Here is a 19568-nt window from a genome sequence, read left to right as displayed (position 1 = left end):
GTCTACTCCCGGTAAAACACGTCTTCATAAATGACGCGACCACGATGCCCTTCAAGAGCACCTTTCCAGCATTCAAGGGCAAAAAAAGCATTCTCACGCGTGCGGTCGTCACCAAAATGCAGGCCAAAATCTGCCGCGGGGCGGAAACCGTGCTTTGTATAGAATTCGCCGTGGCCCAAAAGTACAACTGCATCAACCTCGATGTAATCCAAGCTTTCGCCCAGAAAGCGTTTGCCATGTCCCTGTCGCTGGTGATCGGCATCAATGGCCATGGGGCCAAGGCCCCATATCTGGCGTTTGCTGTCGACACCGTCCACCCGCACCGGCGAGTAAGCAATGTAGCCTGCAAGCGCGCCCTTGTCCCATAGGCCATGTTCGGCGCATATACGCTTTGAGCTTCTCAGTATCTCCACAAGGTTTGCTTCAAATTCGGTAGGGAAGTTCGCGCGCAATAGATGGTCAATATTGGGGCCTGACTCGGCATCAAGATTTGGATCAAAGCGCATGGAGGGCTCCTTGCAAAATATATGCGGCGGCCATTTTGTCGACGAGTTCCTTGCGTCGGGAACGGCTACGGTCCGCCTCAATCAGCGTGCGTTCCACGGCAGCGGTGGAAAGGCGTTCATCCCATAATAGCTGGGGGAGGTCACTTACTTTTGCAAGGTTGTTAGAGAAGGCTTTTGTACTTTGACAGCGTGGGCCTTCGCTACCGTCCATGTTGACGGGCCAGCCCAGCACATAGCCGCCGACGCCCTGTTTTTGTACGATGTCGAGCAGCTTGGCGACATCTTCCCGGAACTTTTTGCGCTTAATGGTTTCCATTGGTGTTGCGATGGTCAGCGTAATGTCAGAAAGCGCCAGCCCAATAGTTTTTGATCCGATGTCAAGGCCAAGTAGCCGTTTCCCGCGCGGGAGCTGGGCCTTGAGATCACGCACGCTGAAAACCGTACTCACCGGTGAGCCTCAAGCCATGCCTGCGCGCGTTTGGCAGCATTGGCGCGGATGTTCATGTAAAAGAGGTTGTAGTCGTAGGCATGATAATTGTCTCCAGTCATCAGGAACTCGCGCCAGCTTCCCTGGGGCGGTTCATTGAGATACAGGATACCACGCTGGCCGCAGCGGGCCCCGGTAAGCTCCTTGATTGGTGCACCGATGCCGTCAGCTCCAGGGATAACCTCAACACCGCCAAGGTTCGCCTCGCGGGATGCCTTTCCGCCTACATGCCATGTCAGCGGGTTGCTGCACAGCATGGTGGTCCCCTCACGCGCCTTACCATTCAACCCGGGTGTTTTGGCAAACATTTCCAGAACCGCTGCCGGATCGCCATCCTTAGCGAAACTCTGGAACGAAACAACGCAGCCGGTATCCCGGGGTGCCTCACATGGCTCAATACCATTGAGAGTACCAAGGTCGCCCTCAATGCTGACGGGCCAGCCGATGATATAAGCTGCAATCATGCGGGACTGCAGTTCAGGGTTCACAGCGATACGTTCTGCCAACAACAGCAGGGCGTGAAGTGAACCCTGGCTATGACCTGCGAGGATGAACGGGCGGCCTTTATTGTCGCTGGCGATATAGTGGTCAAAGGCTGCCAATACGTCCGCATGGGCACGCATCAGCGCCTGTACGCCTTGTCCACTGTCATCAAAAAAGGCGCCGAAGGCAGCTTGACGATATTTTGGCGCATAAACCTGACCCGCAAGACCAAAGGCGCTTGCCTGATACTTGAGCGCAAAGTTTTTCCGCCGGCCCACGGCAGCCTCATCACCATCAAGGGGCGCATTCCAGCGGTCTTTGGAGAGATAGGTGGTGGGGTGGATGTAAAAAACGTCGGCTTCCGGCACCATGGCGGTCTGCATGATACCCTCTGGCAGGAGCAAAGCATTTGTGCTGATGCCGGGGCGGGCAGCCCAAGCAGCCTCATCCGTATAGTCCGGGGCCTCACCTGTCTGTTCGGTGGCGATCTCATGGCTCGGCACAAAAGCCCAGCGCATCATCGTTGTCTGGTTGCTGGTGAATATTACACCGGCAATCAGGATCAGTACGATAATGGCCGCGATGGCGAGCAGGAATTTTGCCGCCGGTGCCGTTTTATGTTTAGCCATGTCTCTTTCTCCCTTACGCACCATTATCTGGCGCCCCCATGTCTGTCTTGGGCCACAAAGCCATGATGTGATCATCGACAGTGCGACCGTCTTCGTATCGTACCGCGCCCAAGCGCGTCCCCTCAAGCAGGAAACCCAGAGACCGGTATAATGCAATGGCTGCCGCGTTGTCGGCATGCACGTGCAATTCGATACGTTCTATTCGTGGATGGTTTTGCACCCATTTGATGAAATGCAAAAGCAGTTTTTTACCTATGCCCTGTGTACGGTGGCCAGGGTGAACCGACATGGCGAAACTGGTGTTATGGCGCACGCGGCGACGGCGATCGGTCCAGCACTCCAAGCTGGCGATTACCACGCCATTAATTTCAGCGACAAAGCAGGCTTCGTCTGGGTTTAGGCTTTTTCGTGCGATCCAGAAACGTTGTCGAAGCAGGCTGATACGAAACTCCTGCGGGCGGGTGATCAGATATTTCCCCTCCGCATAGATGGTGCGCGTGTATGCTCTGAGCGCTGATGCGTCAGATGGTTTAGCGGCCCGGATAATAGCAGATGGGCGAACGGTTTTGTCGGGTGATTTATTCATAATGTCGATTTGGCGTTTTGGCCCTCTTCTTGGCAAGCAGAATCCTGCGATTGTGGTGGTGTCGCATCAAATGGTTCACTTTGGTACAATATGTCTGGACGAATATTGAGGGTGACTGTATTTTCCCATGATGTGGTTTTTGGGTGGAATGCTTCCTGTCATTCCGCTCGTCGGGAGGTAAAAATTTCATCTTTTTCGACAGAAATTGATAATATCGGCGAAAAGGAAGGGTATGGCTCTGGGGAGTATACCCTCAGGAAAGCGTCGGGCGAGTTGGGGTATGGTGCCGACTTTAACAGCATCATTCGGTATTTTGCGGCAAAGCGCGGGAATAAAACTTTCAATTGTCGCGCAGATGTGTCGCCCCCTGATCTCAAGGACTATCTTCCCTGGATCGCGTTGATGGAACCGATATGGGGGCAGGACGGCGTTATTGAAGATGCCAAAGTCAACTTGCATGGTTCCGCCGCAGCTGCCGCTTTTTCTGATGTTACAGGAAAATGCGTCAAAGCCGTGCACAAACGATCGGTGGCGAACAGGGTGATCGCGTCGTTGAATATGGCGGCCAAACAGAAGTGTGGTGTGATCGGGGCCAGCGAGGAACGCGACGGACCGCCACCTCACGTGCGGCTTACCATGTTATATTTGCCGCTTTCGAATGATGACAATCATATTAGCCATTTTTTTGCATATGGCCGGATCGAACCTCTTCGGCAGTCCACTGACGGTTAAATCTGTATCGTACCGTGTATTCCCGCTTGCCGTATGCGTGTTCAGGCGCTAAGTTCCGCGCAGAATTCAACGGTTTTTCCTGACAGTTCATAGGGAATTTTCATGTCGAACATTGACAAAGCGACGGTGGCCAAGATTGCCCGGCTCGCGCGTATTAAAATTGCAGATGACAAGCTGGAGCCGCTCGCGGGCGAGCTTAACAATATCCTTGGCTGGGTCGAACAGCTTGATGAAGTCAACACAGATGACATTCAGCCGATGTCGAGCGTTGTGGACGTAAAGCTTCGCTGGCGCGATGACAAGGTCACCGACGGTGACAAGCAGGAAAGCGTGCTCAAGAACGCACCGCGCGGTGAATACGGCTTCTTTGCCGTCCCCAAAGTGATTGAGTAGGAGCGGGCGTAATGAGTGATTTGACCAAACTCTCGATTGCGGAAGCCCGCGATCTGTTGAAAAAGGGCGAGCTGTCGGCTCGCGAGCTTGCCGAAGCGCATGTTGCGGCGGTGCACGCAGCAGAAAGCCTGAATGCTTATATTGCAAAGACGCCTGAGATGGCGCTTGAAATGGCTGACAAGGCGGACGCCAGGATCAAGGCCGGCGGGCAAAAGGGCATGACCGGTATCCCGGTCGGCATCAAGGACCTGTTTGCCACCAAGGGTGTGCACACACAGGCGTGCTCCCATATCCTTGATGGCTTCAAGCCGGAGTATGAAAGCACCGTGTCCCAGAAACTGTGGGACGATGGCGCTGTGATGCTCGGCAAGCTGAACATGGACGAGTTCGCTATGGGCTCCTCGAACGAGACCAGCTATTATGGTCCCGTGAAAAACCCTTGGCGCGCAAAGGGTTCCAATAACGACTTCGTGCCGGGTGGCTCGTCGGGCGGTTCGGTGGCGTCTGTCGCTGGTTACTGCGCGATGGGTGCTACGGCGTCCGACACGGGCGGGTCTATCCGCCAGCCGGCAGCCTTCACTGGCACGTTTGGTATCAAGCCCACCTATGGTCGTTGCAGCCGCTACGGCATGGTGGCGTTCGCCTCCAGCCTTGATCAAGCCGGTACCATCACCCGCGACGTGCGTGACGGTGCGATCATGCTTGAGAGCATCTCCGGCTTTGACACCAAGGATAGCACCAGCGTGGACATTCCGGTGCCTAACTTTGAAGCGGCGCTTACGGGCGATATCCGCGGCATGAAAATCGGCATACCCAAGGAATATCACCTTGACGGCATGCCTGCCGAAATAGAAGCACTGTGGCAGCAGGGCATCGAGTGGATGAAAGCCGCAGGCGCGGAAATCGTCAATATCAGCTTGCCGCATACCAAATATGCACTGCCAACCTATTATATTGTGGCCCCGGCCGAGGCTTCCTCGAACCTCGCGCGCTATGACGGTGTGCGCTACGGCCTGCGTGAACTGGTTGAGGGCGGTGGCCTTGCCGATATGTATGAAGCCACCCGCGCCGCCGGTTTTGGTGACGAGGTGAAGCGCCGTATCATGATCGGTACTTACGTGCTGTCTGCCGGGTATTATGATGCCTATTACCTCAAGGCTCAGAAGGTTCGCCAGCTTATTTCGAACGATTTCAAGGAAGCGTTTGGCAAGGTTGATGCGATCTTGACGCCGACAGCGCCAAGTGCGGCGTTTGCCTTTGGCGAAAAGTCGGATGACCCGATCGCCATGTACCTCAATGACGTCTTCACAGTGCCAGCGTCGCTGGCGGGTATTCCGGGTTCCAGCGTACCTGCGGGGCTGGATGCCAACGGTTTGCCGCTTGGCCTGCAGATACTGGGCAAAGCCTGGGACGAAGAAACCGTGTTTAAAGTATCGGGCGTGCTGGAGGAGGCTGCGGCCTTCAAGGCGAAACCCGAAGAGTGGTGGAGGTGAGCGTCATGAGCAAATTTCTTATTCAGGGCGCCACAGGCGATTTTGAAGTTGTCATCGGGCTTGAGGTCCACGCACAGGTCATTTCCAACGCGAAACTGTTCTCTGGCGCGGCGACGGAGTTCGGCGCTGAGCCAAACGCACAGGTCAGCCTTGTGGATGCGGCCATGCCCGGCATGCTGCCAACGATCAATGCGGAATGTATCCGTCAGGCGGTGCGCACAGGCCTCGCACTGGGTGCGGAGATCAACAAATTCTCCGTCTTTGACCGCAAGAACTATTTTTATGCCGACCTGCCACAAGGCTATCAGATCAGCCAGTTCAAACATCCTATTGTGGGTGAGGGTACAATCACGCTGGACCTTGGCGATGGGAGAAGCAAGGACGTGGGCATTGAGCGCATTCACCTTGAGCAGGATGCGGGCAAGTCCATGCATGACCAGCACCCGCAATATACATACGTGGACCTGAACCGCTCAGGTGTTGCGCTGATGGAAATCGTCTCCAAGCCCGATATGACCAGTCCTGAAGAGGCTGGCGCGTATCTCACCAAGTTGCGCACTATCCTGCGCTACATTGGCTCCTGCGACGGTAACATGGAGCAGGGCAGCATGCGGGCCGACGTGAACGTCTCCGTGCGTCGCGCCGGTGAGCCGCTTGGCACACGCTGCGAAATCAAGAACGTGAACTCGATCCGTTTTGTGCGTCAGGCGATTGAATATGAAGCGCAGCGTCAGGTGGATATCATCGAGGCTGGTGGCAAGATCGATCAGGAAACCCGCCTGTTTGACCCCGGCAAGGGCGAAACACGCTCCATGCGGTCGAAGGAAGAAGCGCATGACTATCGCTACTTCCCGGATCCTGATCTGCTGCCGATTGAGTTTGATGAGGCCTTCATTGATGCCGCGCGCGACAGCCTGCCTGAGCTGCCGGACGAGAAGAAAGCCCGCTTTATAGAAGACCTTGGTCTGCCGGATTATAACGCCAGCGTGCTGGTGGCAGAAAAAGAGTCATGCGATTATTTCGAGGACCTGATTGCAGCGCTCGTCAAGAAAACAGGCAAGGATGCCAAAGCCGTTGGGGCCAAAGCATCCAACTGGGTGACAGGTGACCTGTTTGGTGCGTTGAACAAGGCTGGCAAATCAGTGACCGAGAGCCCGGTCTCGGCGGAGCAGGGCGCGGACCTGCTGGCGCTTATTGAAGATGGCACCATTTCAGGCCGTATCGCCAAGGATGTCTTCGAGATCATGTTTGACACCAGCAAGGACGCGGGTGTGATTGTGGAAGAAAAAGGTCTCCGCCAGGTTTCTGATACCGGCGAGATTGAGCAGATCATTGACGAAGTCATCGCAGCCAACCCTGCACAGCTTGAGCAATACCGGGCAGGCAAGGACAAGCTGATTGGCTTCTTTGTGGGCCAAGTGATGAAGGCAACGGGAGGCAAAGCCAACCCGGGCATGGTGAACAAGCTCCTCAAGCCCAAGCTCGACGGCTAATCGCCTTCCAGACAAAACTAGCATGTCGAAAGGTCTGACCCGTTGCAGGCCTTTCTTTTTGTGCGCCAAACTCAAAGTGAAAAAATTGCCACATTTTTGCCGTTTCGCGCTATCATGGTGTATGCGATGAAAGCCGTCATATGCTGCGGCTTGTGTTTTGACGGGGCAGGCCCGCTGGACACGCCGGTTGTGGCAGGCAGGTATATTTTGCAGAACTTTGGAATAAATTTCTAAATACCAACGTCTAGGTTCATGCATTGTTCAGTTTCAGCCCGCTAAGCTTTCCACAACAATAACGGAGGTTGAAATGTTGAGAAAATCTCTGCTGCTTCTGACGACAGCGATGCTGATCGTGCCAAGCACGGCATCATTTGCGGATAAAAAAGATGACCGCCGCGAACGCGCACGGCAGGAAGAGCCATCAAAATCACACGCTGCCCGCAGGGCGCAGGCCAGAGAACTCAGGAGCCAGAAGGCTTCTCAGCCTCGTCAGTCGCGACCAGCTCGGGCAGACAGGCGGGATATTGCAGCGCCGGCAGGCCGTGCGCGCAACATTGTGTCACACGCAGATCGACGAGGCCGGAGTGGTGAGTATACGCCGCCTCGTCAAGGCCACGCGGTCAAGCAAATACAGCATACACAAGGCAGCCCGATCCGGGAGCCCAGGAATGTGACACGTGGCCAGGACAGACGTGTTATTCCACAGCAAGTTCGCAATACGCGCCGGGATAACGACGGGCGCAGTCGTCCGCGAGCAACGGATCGTCGTGATGTTGGCGGTAATAACGCGTTTAACATGGACTATAAACGCAGGAACAATACAGTTCCGGTGACGAACAACCAGCGTCGGGATCGTGGTGGCCGCCGGGATGATGGCTGGAACGGAAATAACCGTGGCCGTAATGTTAATTACGATAACGATCGCCGTCGGGGCGGCAATGATCATCGTGGGCGTGGCAATGACCACCGCGGGCGGGACGGTCATAATGGCCGGGATCGTGGTCGCGATGATCACCATCGCGGTCGTGACTACGACCGCAACCGCGGTCACTACTATCATGATCGCTACCGTGGAAAAACACGCATTTACATCGGTCTGGGTACTTACCCTTATGGTTATTGGGGTGGGCGTAATTATTATGGCCACTATAACTATGGGGATTGGCCATTTTACTCCGGCTATTGGCATACTCGCGCTCACTGGTCGTGGCACATGCACCACAGCCACTATCACTACGGCGGTTACTGTCCAGGTATAGACCATGGCTATAATACGGCCTATTATAGTGAACCAACCTATCATGCCTCATATTCTTCAAACACGGGCAATGAGATCGCGGGGACTATTCTTGGTGGCGTTGTCGGCGGTATTCTTGGATCAGAGATTGATGGCGGTCGCAACCGGACAGCCGGCATTGTTGTCGGGTCGCTGCTTGGCGCAACCGTTGGTAACTCGATTGCCAGGAGCAACAGTCGCACAGTCAGTAGCGGTTATCGCTACACCGCAGATTATTACGGCGATGATCCGACCATTTATCACTATGAAGATCAAAGCTATACGCCGCCACGTCAGGAAGTGCGTAAGTGCATCGAATATGATGTACGTGCGGGGAATTACGTCTGTCGCCGGTGGATCGTCGAGTATAGCAATTAACCTACCATAGAAATTGAAAAAAAAAGGCGGCCTTCGGTCGCCTTTTTTTGCGGTCGGCATCGTTTGGTATTCAAAAAGCGCCATAACTGATTATGGCGCTTTTTTTTGTTAGTCTAGCTAATGAATGAGGTGGTATTTTAGTTGCCCTGTGGTTCGATTACGTCATCCTCATCAAACGGTTCAATAGGCGGAACATCGCGGTAGCGACTCGTTTCAACACCTCGATTATCCTCATAGGCACTATGATCAAGGATCACCCGACTGCGATCGCGCGAGAAGACCACCACCACTGGCGTGCCTTCGGCAAAGGGGTGTCGGTCTTGCTGAACAATGGAAATGAGTGAACCGCTTTCGGTACGAACAAGATATTCAAACCCGCTTTTTTTCCCCGCGGATTTATCGATACTGTTCCCCAACAAGCCCCCAAGGAGGGCACCGCCAATGGCGCCGATCACGTTTTCGGCGCCGCTATTCCCGACTGTGGAGCCAGCGGCTGCGCCGACGCCGACACCCACAGCGGTGCCCACGCCGCTTTCGCTGCGGATTTCTACCCAGCGATAGCTGTCAACCACGCCGCGTTCCACGCGGCGAGCCTCACCGACGGCGTGGCTATCGTAGGAATGGGGAGACATGTTCTGGCTGCATGCCGCAGTTGCCATGCAGAGTGGCAGGGCAATTGCAAGCATTTTATAGTTTTTGGTTTGCATCATTGTGGGGTGTCCTCACTCGCATCTCTTTACAATTCACCGTTTGCACGCCGAAAACGGCAGTTTAAAGGCGTATCACCTATTCAGGCTGCAGTATGACAGCCATGCCTGAATAGGTGATGAACAAGTACAGCAGCAGTGTAGAGGCATGTTTTTGAGCCTGACACAGCGACTGTCATGTTTGCGTAATGGTTTCAATGCATCTTGACCGATAGGTTAGGAAGAGACTGTATGAGTAAGCCTTACATCATTTCAATGCCCATACCACCGGTGCCCCCTCACGCAACCTGCAGTGAGGTATATGAGCGTTTTCATGCAGATCCGGATTTGGTCGCCATTCCTGTTGTGACGGGTGACAAGCCGGTCGGACTGCTGAAACGCATTGATTTTCTGATCCGTCTCGCTGACCGTTACGGCCGACCGTTATATGAAAAACGGCCGGTGGCGGAATTGATGGATGCGAACCCGTTGGTGATCGAACATAACGTTGCGCTGGACCAACTTAACAAGGCGCTCGTGGGTGAAAACAAGGACTCGCTTCAGGCGGGGTTTATTGTGGTCGAAAGCGGCGTTTATTTGGGTATTGGTACAGCATATACATTGTTGCGGGTCAATATGGAGAGGGCGGAGCGCCGAATGAAGGACCTGGAGGTAGCCCGTATGGAGGCCGAGGCCGCGACACGCGCCCGTACCCAGTTTCTCGCCAACATGAGCCACGAGCTGAGGACCCCATTGAACGCGATCATCGGATTTGCCGAATTTATTATGTCAGAAGATATTCGTGGCAGGGATATCCGCAACCACCGGGGATATATCAGCGACATTCGCGACAGTGGCGCCCATTTGCTCGGTATGATCAATTCTATCCTCGACCTTTCCAAGCTGGAAGCCAGCGCATTTGTGTTGAGGGAGGATTTTGAGGCGCCACGGGAAATTACCGGGCAGGTGATCCGCATGATGGAAGGCATGGCCAAGGCACGCGGGATCGTGCTTGAATTGAAATCATCGGCGCATAATTATGATCTTCACGCGGACATTCAGGTGATCAAACAGGTGTTGATCAATCTTATCTCGAACGCCATCAAGTTCTCCCCGGAAGATTCTGTCATTGAAATCAGGGATCGTCTCAACGGTGACGGCTGCATTGAATTTCAAATTACCGACCGCGGCCCTGGCATGACCGCCGATGTTATAAAACGCGTGATGCAGCCGTTTGTGCAAGCTGATACAGGCTTGTCGCGGCGCCACGACGGTACGGGATTGGGGTTGCCACTGGTGAAGGCTTTTGTGGATGCTCACGGCGGGAGTTTTGTGCTGAACAGCAAAGTCGGAGAAGGAACAGCTGCCAAGGTTGTTTTCCCACTCTCTCGCTGTATTGAGCATAAATCTGCCCACTATGAGATGATTTGACCGAGGACCGCATCTGAGGCCTGCGGTGCCCATCAATTTTTAGGTGCAAGTTGTTTCTGTATTGCTTTTTTTTTGGTATGCTCTTCCCGGAAGAGCGGGCCCAGAAGAGGCCGCCTAATAAAAGTCCGCCATATATTTGATGATTATGCCAGCGCCAGTTTTACGGTTAGCACCGTGAAGGGGGAGAACTTGTATCTGCATATTCATCTCCAGGAGGACGGAGCACCAAGATGGGACAGAAAGACAGAGATCTATATGACTATGTGGCGGATCGCCTAGCGAAAGCTGAGACCGGCGCGCCAGATGCCTATTATGATCTGGGGTTGCTCTATTCCACTGGCCACGGTGTTGATCAGGATTATGTGCAGGCCCACAAATGGTTCAATCTTGCCGCCATTCGAGGTTTACAGCGCGCGGCGGTTGACCGCTGCGAACTGGCAAGAGACATGGACAAGCTGGACATAGCTGAAGCGCAGCGTCAGGCGCGTGAATGGCTGGACGCTCATTGAACGAAGCTTCCCTCCTATCCTGATATAGCCAATTGAAATTGCTCCGCTATACTGCTGCCTAACAAGGGAGCAGCAGTATGATTACACTTGAAAAGCAGACCATTCTTGTCACCGGTGCATCACGCGGTATTGGTGCCGCAACCGCGCGTACGCTGTTGACGTCAGGGGCCTCGGTGGTGGGTTCTTACACCCGCGCGCCGGGGGAGTTGGAACACCTGTTAGATGAATTTGGCCCGGCCCGACTTGATATACAGCGCTGCGATCTTGGCGAAGCCGGGGCCGCAAAATTGCTTTGGCAAAAGGCTATGGGCTTTAAAGGTCAGTTGAACGGCCTTGTTAACAATGCTGGCGTGATGCCGGAAACCCCGCTGGGCTGTGACGACGCGACCTGGGCGGAGGACTGGGCGCGTGTCATGGCAGTGAATGTGCAGGCTGTTGCGGATATGTGCCGCGCCGCCATCCAGCACTTTCAGGGCGGGGAAGGTGGCCGCATTGTGAGTATCGCAAGCCGGGCGGCATTCCGGGGGGACGGCCCGTCATTCATGCACTATGCGGCCAGCAAGGGGGCGGTCGTATCGCTGATGCGTTCTATCGCGCGGGCTTATGCGCGAGAGGGTATATACGCGTTCCTGATTGCCCCAGGTTGGGTCAAAACCGATATGGCAGCTGTCGCATATGAGCCGGGGAATGAATGGATGCTGGATGAAATCCCGATGGGCGAAGCCGCGCCGCCGGATAACATTGCCAATATGACGGCTTTTTTATTATCGGGCCTGAGCGATCACGCGACAGGGGCCACATTTGACATCAACGGGGCCAGCTACGTCCGCTAACAGCTGGGGCACAATAAAAAAAAGGCGGCCATCGGCCGCCTTTTCACTTTTATAGCGGAGCTTAGCCCGAATGAACTTCGAGGGCTTTATCGATCAGGAAAGCGATATGATCGCGATGTGCCCGCGTTGCGGCGTCCCCGCGCCACCTTGCCATGGCTCCCCTGAGCTCTTTCAGGTTTGCAAAGGCATTGGAGCGCGCGACATAGTCATATTCATCGCTGTTGAGGATGGTTGTCAGCATGGTGACATACATCACCTGCAGCTCCTGACGGAAGCTATTGACGGCACCCCGGCTGTCATCCTGGAAGATCGCATCCGTCAAATCTGACATTACCTCGGTCAGGCTGTATGCGTTGCCATATAGGGCGCTGTCGGTGATCCGCATCAGGGTGCGAGGGTGCAACAGGTGTGAGAGGATGTCCGCCTGAATGCTGGCCGCACGGCTGTGTACCTTTGGATCTTCGGTACCGACGAAGTGGAAAAATCCACGGCGCTGGATCGCGAGGGATTGCAAGAGAGCAGGGTCTGCAGCGAAGGCATCTGGTGCGAAGATAAAATCTCGCAGCAGTTTCATGGCCTGGCGCTGTTTTTTCTCCTCGACAGGACGGTAAGGAGCAGTGGCGCCCTTCTGACCCTGAACAGCCCGGTCGACATAGACACCACCGACGTACCGGGACGCCACGCGGCCTTGCCACGCCATGTCACCTGTCAAAATGAGATAGGCGTTTCTGAGTTCCTGGTAGCTTTCACCATCAGAGGCAAATTTGGACTTGAGTTTGCCGAGGGCACTGCGGTCCAGCTTCAGGCGATCTTCGGCAAACTGGACCGCGTCGTCGGTCATGTCATAGATATTGACGCGAGGGTCAATACCCTTGCCCGGGGATCGCATGTCATCGGCATCGTTACCAAATACCAGCCCCTTTTCCGTTGAGCGAGCGAGATGCGTGGCACGTTTTTGAGGGTCGTCGAGGTCTGGGTCATAACCGAACTGGATCGCCCAGATGTCATACGTGCCAGGGCGGACGGTATAATAATGCGCCTGCTTTTCACCCGGGGGCGCAAAGTTGATGCTGGGATAATCCATGACGGAACCAGCGAGGCCATCGTCTTGCTCGTCGATATCATAGGCTTCGCCATAGGCTCGTGCCTGGGTGGCCTTCATATTGTGATTGAGGCCAAGCGTATGGCCAACTTCGTGCAACATGAGATAATAGATAGACTCCTCGACCAGCTTTTCACTGGCCTTCGGCCCACCGGCGAGCACTGAGCTCAGGGTTTTACCCACCATATTGTTGAGTTGCAGGTGCCCGGCCATGGCGCAATTGCGCTCGTGGTTGCGCAAGCGTTCCATAAAGGATTCCGTGTCGTCCTCGGGCTTTTCCTGCAGGCCAAGTGCAGCGTTCTCGAAGACTTTGCTGGCATTCATGCGATTGGTCAGGAAGGTATATTCAAGCATGATGTCAGCGCCGAGAATTTGCCCTGTGCGCGGGTTGGTGAAGCTGGGGCCGTAGCCGCCAAATGGCGGTTGCGGGCTTGAGGTCCAGCGCAGTACATTGTAGCGAATATCCCCCGCGTCCCAGTCGGCATCATCGGGTTGCACCTTGACCTGAACGGCATTTTTGAAGCCAGCGGCCTCAAAGGCAATGTTCCATGCCTCGACAGCTTTCTTGATGGTGGGTCTAAGCTCCACAGGTGTGGTGTTTTCAATCCACCACACGATTGGCTCGACGGGCTCGGAAAGCTCCGCATTGGGGTCCTTCTTGATAAGGTTCCAACGATTGATCATATCCCGCCACGGCGTTGCTTCTTGGCTGGTCATGTCATTGACATAGTCGAGGAAATACCCAACACGCGCGTCATCGAAGCGTGGTTTGAAATCATTTTCCGGCATCGCAATCAGTGTGTGCTGCACTTTCACCGTTACGTTGCGGGCGTCGGTAATATCAAACCAGTTACCCTGATTGAGAGGTGAGGGGTTGGAATAGACATAATCGACAGTTACGGCCGTATTTTCGGGATAGTTCTTGACCTCGTCGATCCGGGTTTTTGAGCCGGAGAGTTTGCCAAGATTAAACGCCTCCCAAGGTTTTTGGCGAGGGTCCCCACTGGGTTTTACCTGATCAAAGGCTTCGGCCTTGAACAGCCCGTCGGCATTGATGAGGAAGCTGTTGCCATCCTTGGCGGTCGCCTTGATCTTGCCTACAGCGATACTGGCTGGGCTGATATTGGCGCTCGCGGCACGCGCAAGTGCGCTGTCAGGATCAAAGTAAAAATAGGGGTTCACTTCGACAAATTCGATCTGGTCAAAATGTTTTTCGATCTTGAAAACTTTCTGGCGGCGATATTGTCCCCGGAAGTGCCCGCCCTCAACCACGCCGTCGGCCGTGTGAGAGAAATAGATGAACTCTTTGTCAAGCTGGTCCGCCCGGACTTCCATCATCAGGTCGCCTTTTTCAGGGTCCTGATACAGCTTGAAAAGGCCATCCATGACCTGCTGATCTTCGGTCAATTCCTCCAGTGTTTTGTCTTTTTTCTTTTTCTTCTTGTCAGTCTTTTCTACGTCCGCCGTGTCTTCTTCTTCAGCTTTATCTTCGTCGGCAGCCGCATCTTCGTCCTGTTTAATCTGCTGTGCAGGTTTTACGGGCTTTTCATCTTCCGCAGCGACGGGCAACACGGCTGTGATCGCTCCCAGGGCAACGCCTGCCAGTAAAAGCCTGATTTTTTTTTCGAGGTTCACCACCCAGATTCTCCTGTTTTTATAAGGCCAGAATATCTTTACCAGTATATTTAAACCGATCAGATGCTGGCCGCCCCCGTTTTGTCCGACGCGCTGGCGCCGGGTATTGTAACTGCGAAGTTTCGACCGACAGCGCATGGTAAGTCAATGGCCTAAGCGACTGTCTATCGCCCGGCACACTCACCTTGTCGCATTTCTTTGGATCGTGCGATTATCGCTCGGCCTTGACCGCTTTTTCAAAAGTTGGCAGGAACTCGCGACATCCGCCCTCCGGTTCCTTCGCGCTCATCGCGGTAAGGATGTTTTTGAACTCAAGAGAAGCAACCACTTTTTCATAGTCGTCTTTGGCCATTGCTGCGATTTTTCCTTCGCTCTTGCCTATGTATTCTTCAACCAGTTCCTCGTCGGCATTGCAGTAGCGAGCGCCACCCGCGACGCGGGCGCTATCATGTGCAACTTGCATAATATCAGCCGCCGCCTGCGCTGAGGGGGCTGGAAAGACGGCTGCAATAATAACAAAAACGCATGTTGCAGTAGATATTTTTATGGCTTTTAACATTGTATTTCTCTCGTTGGTCCCAGCAGACATTAGCGGGCCTAAATGTGGCAGGCAAGTGATGAAAACACGCTAAAATTCCATTACTACGGGGCCCGTGCCGGCCAGTGTTTCACCTGCGCGCCGCACCCCATTCACCGTTGCCATGACCGAATTATTCTGGCCCGGCAACTCATCAATAAACAATGCGTTCATAAATTTTATGGTTTTTGGTGCGGTCGGCCAAGCACTTTCCATATAAAGGAACACAGTCTGGCCCTGTAATTCCATGCCCAGATAGTGAATGTCTAACAGCTGCCCATCCACCTCAAGTGCGACCATCCTCGCGATGACGGGCGCCACCGAAGCTTCCAGCTTGCGATAGTCTTCATCGTCAAGGAAGGTCAGCCTTTCACCAAGGTTCAGTGACAAATGGGATTCCAGTTCATGGGCGTGCATCTGCATTACGAGTTCCACCGATTTGTCATCGGGGTTCCATTCTATTGTGGTGAACGTTGCAAAAACATTGTGTGCAAGGGCTGACAGGCTGAGCCCTGTGCACACTATAAAGATGGCGAGAAACCTGGATTTCATGGGCAATTTAATCATGGGGAGAGTCTTCTTAAAGTGCAGCATATTCGAACCCGACAACCCGGTTACGACCGTATGCCTTGGCGCTATATAACGCTTGATCAGCGCGGTCCAGGGCGGGCTCAATCGTAACCTCTTTTGCTAACCACTGGGCCACACCGATGCTGGCGGTAAAGCGGAACTTTTCATCGTCACTGACGGTTTGGTGGTGTGCCGTTGATCGTCGGATAGTTTCAGCAAGTCGGATAGCGTCATCCTGGCCTGAACTTGGCAGGATCGCGGCAAACTCTTCGCCGCCCATGCGACCAACAAACCCCTTCTCGCAGATAGTCTCCCGGATGATATTGGCAAAATCCCGGATCGCGACATCCCCGGCGGCGTGGCCATAGGTGTCATTGATGCGTTTGAAGTGGTCAATATCCATCATGATCACCCAGACTTCAGTTCCGGGCATGGCGTCAGCGACGGCCTTTTCGCCCAGGGCCGTAAAGCGGCGGCGATTAAGAAGGCCCGTGAGGGAATCGGTGTTGGCCAGACGGGTTAGCTCGGCCTGTTTTGCCTCAAGCTCAGCCTTGGCGTGATACAGTTGCTCAGCCAGTTCCGCCGTCCGGGCTGCGTCAGCCTCCACCATTGTGCGGTGCATGGCGCTGTCGCTGTCTGCAAGCTGCATGTGAGTGATGTCCCGTAATATCCATAGCCGCTCGCCACGTCCCGCTACGGGGCGGGTTGTGCGCTCGATAGTGCGGCCATCGGCAAGGTAAAGCAGTTCCGAGAACTGGATATCAGGGGAGGAGAGAACCGCCTCGATGACCTGGTCTGCCTGCGCCCGCTCATTAAGCATGCCGTGCCAATCATGAAAAAGCGTCTTGATATTGTCTTGTGATGCTTCAAGATCGAACAGGGTATAGGCTGTTCGGTTCATGACGCTGATACGGCCATTCACATCTGAGATCACGACCGCTTCGGGGAGGCTGTCTGGGTCTATCATCGGTTTGGGGCGGTCGTCGTTTGCGCGGTCGCCGGAAAACATATCGCGAATTACAAGCCCGGTCAGCAGCACCGTCAACAAGACTCCGCTGACAAAGAGATATGATACGCCTGTGGTGGCCGTACCGAACCCTTTAGACAGTGTCAGGAGCACAACCGCACCCAAACCCATACCTGCTTTAAGCGTCGCCTGAATAGTCATCGACTGTGCGTTTTTGCCTCCATTCCCTGTCGGGGAAAGGACCCCACTGTGCGCTGTTTGTCAAGGAGATAAACCCGCGCAGGTCCCTGACGACATCATGCCACAAAAAAAGGGGGCGCACCCCCTTTTATACACCATCGATAAGGGAGGTCAGTTGCTAATCTTTTGGTTCAGCAGCTTTTTCCGCGTCCTGTGTATCCAGGTATTCCTTCATCAGGTTACGTTGCTCTGCACGGCGCTTGTAGAGTTCCACCCGTGTCGCGTGCGGCTTGGATGGCCATACGTTGTTGGATTTTTCCGCGTCTGCAATTTCGTTGTATGGGTCAAGTGTGACGGTTTTGATTTTTTTATCCCGCACAAGCACCTTGGTCACCTGCTTGGGGTTTTCGCGCCAGATTTCAGCGGCAATGCGAACTTCCTCATGGCTGCCATCCTCATATTCCACATCCAGAACCAGCGGCATCACAAGGCCACCAATATTCTCGAAATCGAGGAAGTAGAGCTCATGCCCGTATTTCAGAAGTTCTTTTTGCCAGTCTTCAAGGTCTTTGAGCGTGCCCTCATAAGCATCCTTTTGCTTCTTGGTGACGATGAAGTCGTCATTCTCGTTGTAGAAATCAAGAAGCTCGGGGAAGCGGTCTACCCTGCGCGGCATACCGTCTGCCTTGTTGCGCATCTCGGCGATATACTGCTGCGCATCCAGGTCTTCCTTGCGGTCATACTCGTTTTCGACCTCAGGATCTTGCGTGTTGATACGGGCATGGCTGATACCGGTCAGGGCGATATCCACGTGGTCCGTGGTGTAGAACCAGCCGCGGAAGAACCAATCGAGATCCTTGCCGGAGGCGTCTTCCATGGTGCGGAAGAAATCAGCGGGGTAGGGACGCTTGAATTTCCAGCGGTGCGCATATTCCTTGAAGGCAAAATCGAAGAGCTCGCGGCCCATAACCGTTTCGCGCAGGATATTGAGCGCGACAGCGGGTTTGGTGTAGGCGTTCGGGCCGTACCCGATGATGCTGTCGGATTGTGTCATGATCGGCGTCTGGTTCGGGCTGACCATGTAGGGAATAGCTTCCTTGGCGCGGCCGTAACGGGACGGATAATCCGGCTCCCATTCGCGCTCCGCCTGGCTCTGGAGGAAGCTGTTAAGGCCTTCATCCATCCACGCCCAGTTGCGCTCGTCCGAGTTAACGGTCATCGGAAAGTAGATATGGCCGATTTCGTGGATGATCACGGAGATAAGGCCGTATTTCGCCCGCTTTGTATAGGTGCGGACTTCTGTGCCGTCTTCTTTTTTCTCGATTGCCGGCTTGGGGCCGTTCGATGTGATCATCGGATATTCCATGCCGCCACCGATGGGGCCGTTCACGGACCACGCGACGGGGTAGGGATACTCGAACGAATACCGGCTGTAGGTGTCGAGGGTATGCGCGATGGCATGGGTGGAATATTTATCCCACAGCGGCACAGCTTCGTCGGGATATAGGGACATCGCCATGACCGTGCGGCCACTTTCAGGCAGCTTCACGCCAAGAGCATCCCAGATGAACTTGCGTGAGGACGCAAAGGCGAAATCACGGACGTTATCGGCCTTGAAATGCCAAGTCTTGGTTTTGTCGCTGCCTTCTTTCTCATTCTCAAGCGCTTCGTCTTGCGTGACAATAAAGACGGGGCGCTCTGCGGTCTTCGCTTTTTCAAGTCGTTTGCGCTGATCGCTTGTCAGAACGTCCTTGGCATTTTGCAGTACGCCGGTGGAACCGACGATATGGTCTGCGGGCACTGTGATCTCGACGTCATAGTCGCCGAATTCAAGTGTGAATTCACCGGTGCCGAGGAACTGTTTGTGCTCCCAGCCGGCAAGGTCGGTGTAAGCCGCAAGGCGCGGGAACCACTGCGCGATGAAGAAAATATCGTTGCCGTCCCGGCTATAGGGCTCAAAACCGCCACGGGCGCCCATGGCCTTGCCTTCGGGAATGTTGAACCACCAGTCGATATCGAAGCTGAAGCTTTCACCCGGCTTGAGCGGCTTATCAAGGTCAATCCGCATCATCGTGTCGTTGATGGAGTAGCGTACATTTTTGCCGCCAGACTGTACCTTGGTCAGCATGAAGCCCCAGTCTTCAGTCTCAGTCCGGGCCAGGAAACGCAGGGTGGAATAGGACATTTTCTTGGATGCTTTGCGGCCCATTTCCATGGTGACATAGGCGTCGGAGTGTTTGGAGAAGCGGTTCTGGTCAAGCTGCAGCCAAAGGTAATTCAGCGTGTCTGGTGAGTTGTTCTCGTAAACAACGCTTTCGCTGCCGGTAATGGTCCGACTCTTTTCATCAAGCTTTACCTTGATGTCATAGTCCACCTGCTGCTGCCAATAGGCATGCCCTGGCGCACCAGACCCTGTGCGATACACGTTTGGTGTTGGCAGATGTTCTTCAAGCTGCCGGAATTTATCTTCAAAACTGCCCTTGGTTTGCTTGATGGCCTCGGCGTGCGCTGCCTGCATTCCCAGGCACAGTGACAAAACGATCCCTATGAGCCGCATACGTCAGTCCCTTTTTTTTGTGGTTAGCCCCGTTTAATTTTTTCAGCGGGAAAGTAGGGCACATT

The 19568-nt window shown here is 54.3% G+C and carries 18 protein-coding genes; 8 read left to right on the top strand and 10 right to left on the bottom strand.

What is annotated here, in order from left to right; all coding sequences use genetic code 11:
* Positions 1–2: 2 nt before the first annotated feature.
* The 4 genes from OEU85_RS05725 to OEU85_RS05710 are packed head-to-tail and all read right to left on the bottom strand — an operon-like array spanning position 3 to position 2691.
* The gene (locus OEU85_RS05725; protein ID WP_262690496.1) at positions 3–506 is read right to left on the bottom strand and encodes a GNAT family N-acetyltransferase; all 504 of its coding nucleotides are present in this window, start codon (positions 504–506) and stop codon (positions 3–5) included.
* A complete protein-coding gene (gene ruvX / locus OEU85_RS05720; protein ID WP_262690495.1) occupies positions 496–954 on the bottom strand; it encodes a Holliday junction resolvase RuvX in 459 nt (152 codons plus the stop codon). The genes OEU85_RS05725 and ruvX overlap by 11 nt, the downstream gene beginning before the upstream one ends.
* Complete coding sequence (locus tag OEU85_RS05715; protein WP_262690494.1) at positions 951–2105, bottom strand: DUF3089 domain-containing protein; 1155 nt, start codon at positions 2103–2105, stop codon at positions 951–953. Before OEU85_RS05715 ends, ruvX begins: the two co-directional genes overlap by 4 nt.
* 13 nt (positions 2106–2118) lie before the next feature.
* The gene (locus OEU85_RS05710) at positions 2119–2691 is read right to left on the bottom strand and encodes a GNAT family N-acetyltransferase (protein ID WP_262690493.1); all 573 of its coding nucleotides are present in this window, start codon (positions 2689–2691) and stop codon (positions 2119–2121) included.
* 9 nt (positions 2692–2700) lie between these two features.
* Here OEU85_RS05710 and OEU85_RS05705 point away from each other — a divergent pair, with 9 nt between their 5' ends.
* The 5 genes from OEU85_RS05705 to OEU85_RS05685 all read left to right on the top strand — a co-directional run bounded on the left by OEU85_RS05705 (position 2701) and on the right by OEU85_RS05685 (position 8456).
* On the top strand, positions 2701–3423 hold the full coding sequence (locus OEU85_RS05705; protein WP_262690492.1) for a PAS domain-containing protein: 723 nt from the start codon (positions 2701–2703) through the stop codon (positions 3421–3423).
* Positions 3424–3525: 102 nt separating this feature from the next.
* Entirely contained in the window at positions 3526–3816 is a 291-nt protein-coding gene (gene gatC / locus OEU85_RS05700; protein ID WP_262690491.1) for an Asp-tRNA(Asn)/Glu-tRNA(Gln) amidotransferase subunit GatC, read from the top strand.
* Positions 3817–3827: 11 nt separating this feature from the next.
* Complete coding sequence (gatA, locus tag OEU85_RS05695; protein WP_262690490.1) at positions 3828–5309, top strand: Asp-tRNA(Asn)/Glu-tRNA(Gln) amidotransferase subunit GatA; 1482 nt, start codon at positions 3828–3830, stop codon at positions 5307–5309.
* A gap of 5 nt (positions 5310–5314) precedes the next feature.
* Positions 5315–6802: an Asp-tRNA(Asn)/Glu-tRNA(Gln) amidotransferase subunit GatB gene (gene gatB, locus OEU85_RS05690; protein WP_262690489.1), complete on the top strand. Its 1488-nt coding sequence runs from the start codon at positions 5315–5317 to the stop codon at positions 6800–6802.
* A gap of 307 nt (positions 6803–7109) precedes the next feature.
* Entirely contained in the window at positions 7110–8456 is a 1347-nt protein-coding gene (locus OEU85_RS05685; RefSeq protein ID WP_262690488.1) for a glycine zipper 2TM domain-containing protein, read from the top strand.
* A gap of 137 nt (positions 8457–8593) precedes the next feature.
* Here the strand turns inward: OEU85_RS05685 and OEU85_RS05680 are convergent, their stop codons facing one another.
* Entirely contained in the window at positions 8594–9166 is a 573-nt protein-coding gene (locus OEU85_RS05680) for a glycine zipper domain-containing protein (protein ID WP_262690487.1), read from the bottom strand.
* Between the two features lie 228 nt (positions 9167–9394).
* Here OEU85_RS05680 and OEU85_RS05675 point away from each other — a divergent pair, with 228 nt between their 5' ends.
* The 3 genes from OEU85_RS05675 to OEU85_RS05665 all read left to right on the top strand — a co-directional run bounded on the left by OEU85_RS05675 (position 9395) and on the right by OEU85_RS05665 (position 11915).
* Positions 9395–10573 (top strand): sensor histidine kinase, encoded by a 1179-nt coding sequence (locus tag OEU85_RS05675; RefSeq protein ID WP_262690486.1) that lies wholly within the window; start codon positions 9395–9397, stop codon positions 10571–10573.
* Between the two features lie 230 nt (positions 10574–10803).
* Entirely contained in the window at positions 10804–11082 is a 279-nt protein-coding gene (locus OEU85_RS05670) for an SEL1-like repeat protein (protein WP_262690485.1), read from the top strand.
* 77 nt (positions 11083–11159) lie between these two features.
* A complete protein-coding gene (locus tag OEU85_RS05665) occupies positions 11160–11915 on the top strand; it encodes an SDR family NAD(P)-dependent oxidoreductase (protein WP_262690484.1) in 756 nt (251 codons plus the stop codon).
* Positions 11916–11976: 61 nt separating this feature from the next.
* On the opposite strand, the gene OEU85_RS05660 is transcribed toward OEU85_RS05665, so the two are convergent.
* The 5 genes from OEU85_RS05660 to OEU85_RS05640 all read right to left on the bottom strand — a co-directional run bounded on the left by OEU85_RS05660 (position 11977) and on the right by OEU85_RS05640 (position 19503).
* A complete protein-coding gene (locus OEU85_RS05660; protein WP_262690483.1) occupies positions 11977–14652 on the bottom strand; it encodes a zinc-dependent metalloprotease in 2676 nt (891 codons plus the stop codon).
* 211 nt (positions 14653–14863) lie between these two features.
* On the bottom strand, positions 14864–15211 hold the full coding sequence (locus OEU85_RS05655) for a hypothetical protein (RefSeq protein WP_262690482.1): 348 nt from the start codon (positions 15209–15211) through the stop codon (positions 14864–14866).
* A gap of 69 nt (positions 15212–15280) precedes the next feature.
* Complete coding sequence (locus OEU85_RS05650; RefSeq protein WP_262690481.1) at positions 15281–15796, bottom strand: DUF6702 family protein; 516 nt, start codon at positions 15794–15796, stop codon at positions 15281–15283.
* A 13-nt stretch (positions 15797–15809) separates the two neighbouring features.
* On the bottom strand, positions 15810–16967 hold the full coding sequence (locus tag OEU85_RS05645) for a GGDEF domain-containing protein (RefSeq protein ID WP_262690480.1): 1158 nt from the start codon (positions 16965–16967) through the stop codon (positions 15810–15812).
* A gap of 157 nt (positions 16968–17124) precedes the next feature.
* Positions 17125–19503: a M1 family metallopeptidase gene (locus tag OEU85_RS05640; protein WP_262690479.1), complete on the bottom strand. Its 2379-nt coding sequence runs from the start codon at positions 19501–19503 to the stop codon at positions 17125–17127.
* Positions 19504–19568 lie beyond the last annotated feature (65 nt).

Origin of the sequence: Kordiimonas aestuarii (assembly GCF_025574465.1) — a bacterium.
Classification (GTDB): Bacteria; Pseudomonadota; Alphaproteobacteria; order Sphingomonadales; family Kordiimonadaceae; genus Kordiimonas; species Kordiimonas aestuarii.
This window is presented reverse-complemented; position numbering and strand designations above follow the sequence as displayed.